The organism is Streptomyces sp. SID5785 (assembly GCF_009870065.1).
Lineage (GTDB): Bacteria > Actinomycetota > Actinomycetes > Streptomycetales > Streptomycetaceae > Streptomyces.
Genome location: NZ_WWIA01000595.1, coordinates 1 through 6069 on the forward strand (window position 1 = coordinate 1; position 6069 = coordinate 6069).

Sequence of the window (6069 nt, forward strand, 5' to 3'; positions counted from 1 at the left end):
AGATCCCCCCGCCGCGCCGCAGGCAACTGGCACTCCGCTTGACCGAGTGCTAATCCCCGCCATAGTCTCGCCTCTGGCACTCCCCACCGGAGAGTGCCAACACAGCGACGGGCAGGTCCGGCACCCGCGACGACGGATCCACCTGGTCGCCACCTCAGACAGTTAACCCCGTGAGATCTCCGAAGGGGGAGGTCGGATCGTGACGACCGCCAGCTCCAAGGTTGCCATCAAGCCGCTCGAGGACCGCATCGTGGTCCAGCCGCTCGACGCCGAGCAGACCACGGCCTCTGGCCTGGTCATCCCGGACACTGCGAAGGAGAAGCCCCAGGAGGGCGCCGTCCTCGCCGTGGGCCCGGGCCGCTTCGAGAACGGCGAGCGCCTGCCGCTCGACGTCAAGGTCGGCGACGTCGTGCTCTACAGCAAGTACGGCGGCACCGAGGTCAAGTACAACGGTGACGAGTACCTCGTCCTCTCGGCCCGCGACGTCCTCGCGATCGTCGAGAAGTAAGCGGCTCCTGCTCCGCGTGAGCAGACTCTGCTTGTGAACTGCGCCCCCGGCACCCGCCCTCGTAAGAAGCCGGGGTCCGGGGGCGCGTTCGTCTATCACCACCCAGCATCACCCCTAGCTTTCCGAGAGGGCTGAACCGCTCCCATGGCGAAGATCCTGAAGTTCGACGAGGACGCCCGTCGCGCCCTCGAGCGCGGCGTCAACAAGCTGGCCGACACGGTCAAGGTGACGATCGGCCCCAAGGGCCGCAACGTCGTCATCGACAAGAAGTTCGGCGCCCCCACCATCACCAACGACGGCGTGACCATCGCCCGCGAGGTCGAGGTCGAGGACCCGTACGAGAACCTCGGTGCCCAGCTGGTGAAGGAGGTGGCGACCAAGACCAACGACATCGCGGGTGACGGTACGACCACCGCCACCGTGCTGGCCCAGGCCCTGGTGAAGGAGGGCCTGCGCAACGTCGCCGCGGGCGCGTCCCCGGCCGCCCTGAAGAAGGGCATCGACGCCGCGGTCAAGGCCGTCTCCGAGGACCTCCTCGCCACGGCCCGCCCGATCGACGAGAAGTCCGACATCGCGGCCGTCGCCGGTCTGTCCGCCCAGGACAACCAGGTCGGCGAGCTCATCGCCGAGGCGATGGACAAGGTCGGCAAGGACGGTGTCATCACCGTCGAGGAGTCCAACACCTTCGGTCTGGAGCTCGACTTCACCGAGGGCATGGCCTTCGACAAGGGCTACCTGTCCCCGTACTTCGTCACCGACCAGGAGCGTATGGAGGCCGTCCTCGACGACCCGTACATCCTGATCAACCAGGGCAAGATCTCCTCGATCCAGGACATGCTCCCGCTCCTGGAGAAGGTCATCCAGGCCGGCGGCTCGCGCCCGCTCCTGATCATCGCCGAGGACATCGAGGGCGAGGCCCTGTCGACCCTCGTCGTGAACAAGATCCGCGGCACGTTCAACGCCGTCGCCGTGAAGGCTCCCGGCTTTGGTGACCGCCGCAAGGCGATGCTCCAGGACATGGCCACCCTCACCGGTGCCACCGTCATCGCCGAGGAGGTCGGCCTCAAGCTCGACCAGGCCGGTCTGGACGTGCTGGGCTCCGCCCGCCGCGTGACCGTCACCAAGGACGACACCACCATCGTCGACGGTGGCGGCAACTCCGAGGACGTCGCGGGCCGCGTCAACCAGATCAAGTCCGAGATCGAGAACACGGACTCCGACTGGGACCGCGAGAAGCTCCAGGAGCGCCTCGCGAAGCTCGCCGGCGGCGTGTGCGTCATCAAGGTCGGCGCCGCGACCGAGGTCGAGCTCAAGGAGAAGAAGCACCGTCTGGAGGACGCCATCTCCGCGACCCGCGCCGCGGTCGAGGAGGGCATCGTCTCCGGTGGTGGCTCCGCGCTGGTCCACGCCTCCAAGGTCCTCGAGGGCTCCCTCGGCAAGGAGGGCGACGAGGCCACCGGCGTCACCGTCGTCCGCAACGCCGTCGTCGAGCCGCTGCGCTGGATCGCGGAGAACGCGGGCCTCGAGGGCTACGTGATCGTCTCCAAGGTCAAGGAGCTCGAGAAGGGCTCCGGCTACAACGCCGCGACCGGCGAGTACGGCGACCTGGTCAAGGCCGGCGTCATCGACCCGGTCAAGGTCACCCGCTCCGCCCTGGAGAACGCCGCCTCCATCGCCTCCCTGCTCCTGACGACCGAGACCCTGGTCGTCGAGAAGCCGGCCGAGGAAGAGCCCGAGGCGGGCCACGGCCACAGCCACGGTCACTCGCACTGACCCACCCAGGTCCCGACCGAGGCCCGGCCTCCCCGTACCACAGAGGGGGGCCGGGCCTCGGCTTTTCTGGGGCCGGGCTTCGCGGCGGGTGTCCGGTCAGGCGCGGGAGCCGAATCGCACAGGTTCCGCTCGACGGCGAGACCGGGGGGACCGGAGGCCGTCCCAGTCGGCGTGGGTAGCGCCGGCGCCGTCCAGCAGGAAGTCCTTGGCCTCTGTTGACGAACGACCTGCCGCGCATGTTGGCCTGGAGCCGCAGCGCGAGATCGGGCACTGTCCGGTGTCGTCTCGTCGAGGAGCGCGATGAGGGCCTGGCCGCCGAGCTTCCTGAGCATTCGGTCCGCGTCGGTGGGTGGGCGGCCAGCCCCCCGAAGATCCCGGTCGGCGCGGGGGCGGGGCCAGGGGCGCAGCCCCTACAGCTGGGATCTGTCGGAGGTACGGGGGGTGTAGTCGGGGTGCTGCGGCGCCCCCGCTCCGGAGCGAGGTTTTCAAGCCAGACCGAAATGGACCATGTTGCGATCGAGAATGCGCGGATGTGAGGATCCGACGCATGGAGGGGACCGGGGGAAGTAACGAGGCGCCTGTGTACATACGCCGTTCCGGTCGTTCCGTGTTCGAGGAGTACGCCGAGGGCGGACCCGCCGAGAGCGGTGGGGCCACCGTCGGAGCCGCCCGGACGGGCAGTGCGGCCGCGCCGGACACACCGACCACGGCGCCACAGAGCCATGCAGGCGACCCCGCTGAGCCTCTGGCGCGCGCCCGCTCGATGATGGCCCTGGAGGTCGCGGAGGCCGCGGAGAGAAGGAGGGAGTTCGCGCGTCTCCTGGGCGAGTTCCGGCGTACTCCGGTTCTGCTCCCCCTCGGTGAGCAGGACGCGCCGCTGACCGCGGACATCGAGGGCATCCGGTGGATCCTCGCGTTCTCGCACGAGGAGGCGCTGGCACGCTTTGCGATCGAGCGGGGCGAAGGCAGCCGGGAGGTGTCCTACCGCAGGGTGCTGGGAGCACGCGTGCTGGATGTCGGAGTGCCGGTGGTCGGCGTTCCCTGCGGCGTGATACTCAACCCGGGCAGCGAGGACGGAATGCTCTTCCCGCCCGTGGCCGGGATCGTGCCGGACCGCGCCGCGGTGGACCTGCCGTAGCAGGGGGATGCGGGCGCATCGACGACGATCGAGTCGACGCCTGGGACGACGAAACAGACGGACAAGGGGTGGCTCGGAGTGAGCGGCGACGGCGGAAAGAGCCCGGGGCAGCGCGGCGGCGGGCCGGGCCCCGGCAAGGACCTGAAGGCCCAGGGTCTTCAGGAGATCACCGAGGGGATCACGCGCACTCTGGAGGAACTGCGCGAGGTGGGAATGGTCGGTGAGGCGAGTGCCGGTCGTGGTTTCGACAACGTGTCGCTGACCGGAATGCAGGTGGGCTACTCCGGGCTGGCCTCCGCCTTCACCTCGTTCTGCGAACGCTGGGAGTGGGGCGTGCGCTCACTGGTCGCGGAGGGCAATGCGCTCGCGAAGGGCGCAGGTCTGTCGGCGGGCGTGTACTACGAGACGGACCAGTACGTGGACGGCTCGCTGAAGGTCATCACCAACTCGGTGATCGGCAACCCGAACCTGACCGAGGAGGAGGTCACCAGGAAGGACTGGGGCACCTTGGTCAAGGACAACAACCTGGTGTCCGACCCCGACTGGAGCGGCGGCTCGTTCTCCGACGCCTGGGATGACAGCAAGAAGGCGTACGGGCAGGCCGAGGATGCCTGGCAGACACCGGACCCCGATCTCGAGCAGAGCGAGCTGGAGCGACGGTTCAAGGCGGCCGGGGTCGAGAAGGGCCAGGGCTGATGGGCCTCGGAGACGTGCTCGGTTCTCTGGCCGACGGCGGCGAGCACCTGATCGACAAAGGCAAGGAGAAGCTCGGCGACGCTGTCGAATGGGGTGCGCACAAGGGCGGCGATCTGCTGGACGCCGCGGGTGCGCATGGCTGGGCGGACAAGGTCGAGGACTTCGGCGACGGCATCGCCGACCGCCTGGGCGCGGACGTCGGGGAGCAGCAGCTCGGGGACACCGACCAGGCGGGCGAGCTGATCCACGGTGATCCCGGTGAGCTCCGGGCCAGTGCCAGGCACTTGAAGCACTTCCACAAGGCCTTCGACACCGTCGGCCGGGGCATGAAGAAGCTCGATTCCTCCCATTGGCGCGGCGAGGGAGGCGACGCCTTCCGCAAGAAGTTCACGATGCACCCGGCGAAGTGGGCACACGCCGCGGACGCCTGCAAGGACGCGGCCAGCGCCCTCGAGGGTTTCGCGGACACGGTGGAGTGGGCCAAGAAGCAGGCCCAGGAGGCGATCGACCTCTACAAGAAGGGCCGGAAGGCGTCGGAACAGGCCGTCGCCGACTACAACAAGAAGGCCGACGCCTACAACGCGAAGCTCACCGCGGGCGACGACCCCGGTCCCCGGCCCGAGCAGGACATGAACGCCGGGCTCGCCGACGTCGAGGCGGCACGGGAGAAACTCGCCGAGGCCCGTCGCCAGCGCAACGAGGCTGGACGCACCGCCGAGCGCACGGTCAAAGCGGCGTTGGCCCACGCTCCTGCCGAGCCACCGGCGCTCGCCCGCCTGAACGCCAATATCGGGGACTTCAAGGACGCCGCCGGGATGGAGCTGCTGCACGTCGGCGGTGGCGTCCTCAAGGGTGCGGGCGGTCTGGTCGACCAGGCCCGCAAGTTCAACCCCATCGACCCGTACAACCTCACGCACCCGGCCCAGTGGTTCGAGAACGCCAACATGGCTCTCGCCAACGCCGCCACGACCGCCGCCGACCCCGAGCCTGCCCTCAGGGACATGTGGAAGAGCGCCAAGGAGGACCCCTCCGAGTTCGGCGGCCGGCTCCTGCCCGAAGCCGCCGGTGGTAAGGGCGCCGGACTGCTGCGCGGTGGTCTGCGCTCCGGGATGCGTGCGGGCGAGAAGGGTCTGGCCCGGGAGGGCGAGGGCCTCGCCCGCAAGCATCTGAACGACAAGGCGACCGACCCGTCCGACGGCCCCATCAAGCCGGAGAACAAGCCCGAGAGGGACGGGACCGATCCGGTCGACCTGGTCACCGGACGGATGTACCTGCCGCAGACCGACATCACTCTGCCGGGCACCCTCCCTCTGGTCTTCACCCGCCGCCTGGAGTCCGGCTCGCACCTGGGCCGCTGGTTCGGCCCTTCCTGGCTCTCGACGGTCGACCAGCGTCTGGAGATCGACGTCGAGGGCGTCATCTTCGTCACCGAGGACGGACTCCTCCTCACCTACCCGCACCCGGCGCCCGGCGTTCCGACCCTGCCCACGCATGGCCCTCAGCGCTGGCCGCTGGACCGCGTCGACGGGGGCTACACGGTCGCCGATCCGCACACGGGCCGCACCTGGCACTTCGCCGACCGGACGCCCGATCTGGCCGTCCTGGAACAGATCGACGACCGCAACGGCAACTGGATCACCTTCGAGAACGACGCCGAAGGCACCCCGCTCGCGGTCACTTCGTCCGGCGGCTACCGCCTCACCCTCACCGTGGAGGACGAGCGGGTCACGGCTCTGTCCCTGGCCGGCGCGGATCCTGACGGCACGGACCAGCTGATCAAGCGGTACGCCTACTCCGAGACCGGTGACCTGACCCAGGTCCTCGACTCCGCCGACCGGCCGCTCACCTTCACCTACGACGAGCGCGGCCGCGTCACGTCCTGGACCGACAGCAACGACCGCTCGTACACCTACGAGTACGACGACCAGGACCGCTGCATCGCCGAGGGCGGCGA

Annotated in this window: 5 protein-coding genes; all 5 read left to right on the plus strand. The window is 69.2% G+C overall.

Features of this window, described 5'->3' with window-relative positions:
- Positions 1 to 199: 199 nt before the first annotated feature.
- A complete protein-coding gene (gene groES / locus GTW43_RS19670; protein ID WP_006347174.1) occupies positions 200 to 508 on the plus strand; it encodes a co-chaperone GroES in 309 nt (102 codons plus the stop codon).
- 144 nt (positions 509 to 652) lie between these two features.
- Complete coding sequence (gene groL / locus GTW43_RS19675) at positions 653 to 2281, plus strand: chaperonin GroEL (RefSeq protein ID WP_161303332.1); 1629 nt, start codon at positions 653 to 655, stop codon at positions 2279 to 2281.
- Positions 2282 to 2828: 547 nt separating this feature from the next.
- Entirely contained in the window at positions 2829 to 3419 is a 591-nt protein-coding gene (locus GTW43_RS38675; protein WP_343246063.1) for an SseB family protein, read from the plus strand.
- Positions 3420 to 3497: 78 nt separating this feature from the next.
- Positions 3498 to 4115 (plus strand): hypothetical protein, encoded by a 618-nt coding sequence (locus tag GTW43_RS19685; RefSeq protein WP_161303333.1) that lies wholly within the window; start codon positions 3498 to 3500, stop codon positions 4113 to 4115.
- The coding region (locus GTW43_RS19690) for a putative T7SS-secreted protein (RefSeq protein WP_237536700.1) at positions 4115 to 6069 on the plus strand (1955 nt) is incomplete at its 3' end. The genes GTW43_RS19685 and GTW43_RS19690, both read left to right, overlap by 1 nt.

Coding starts and splice junctions, on each gene's coding strand:
- groL (WP_161303332.1), top strand. CDS start 653: ATGGCGAAGATCCTGAAGTTCGACGAGGACGCCCGTCGCGCCCTCGAG.
- GTW43_RS38675 (WP_343246063.1), top strand. CDS start 2,829: ATGGAGGGGACCGGGGGAAGTAACGAGGCGCCTGTGTACATACGCCGT.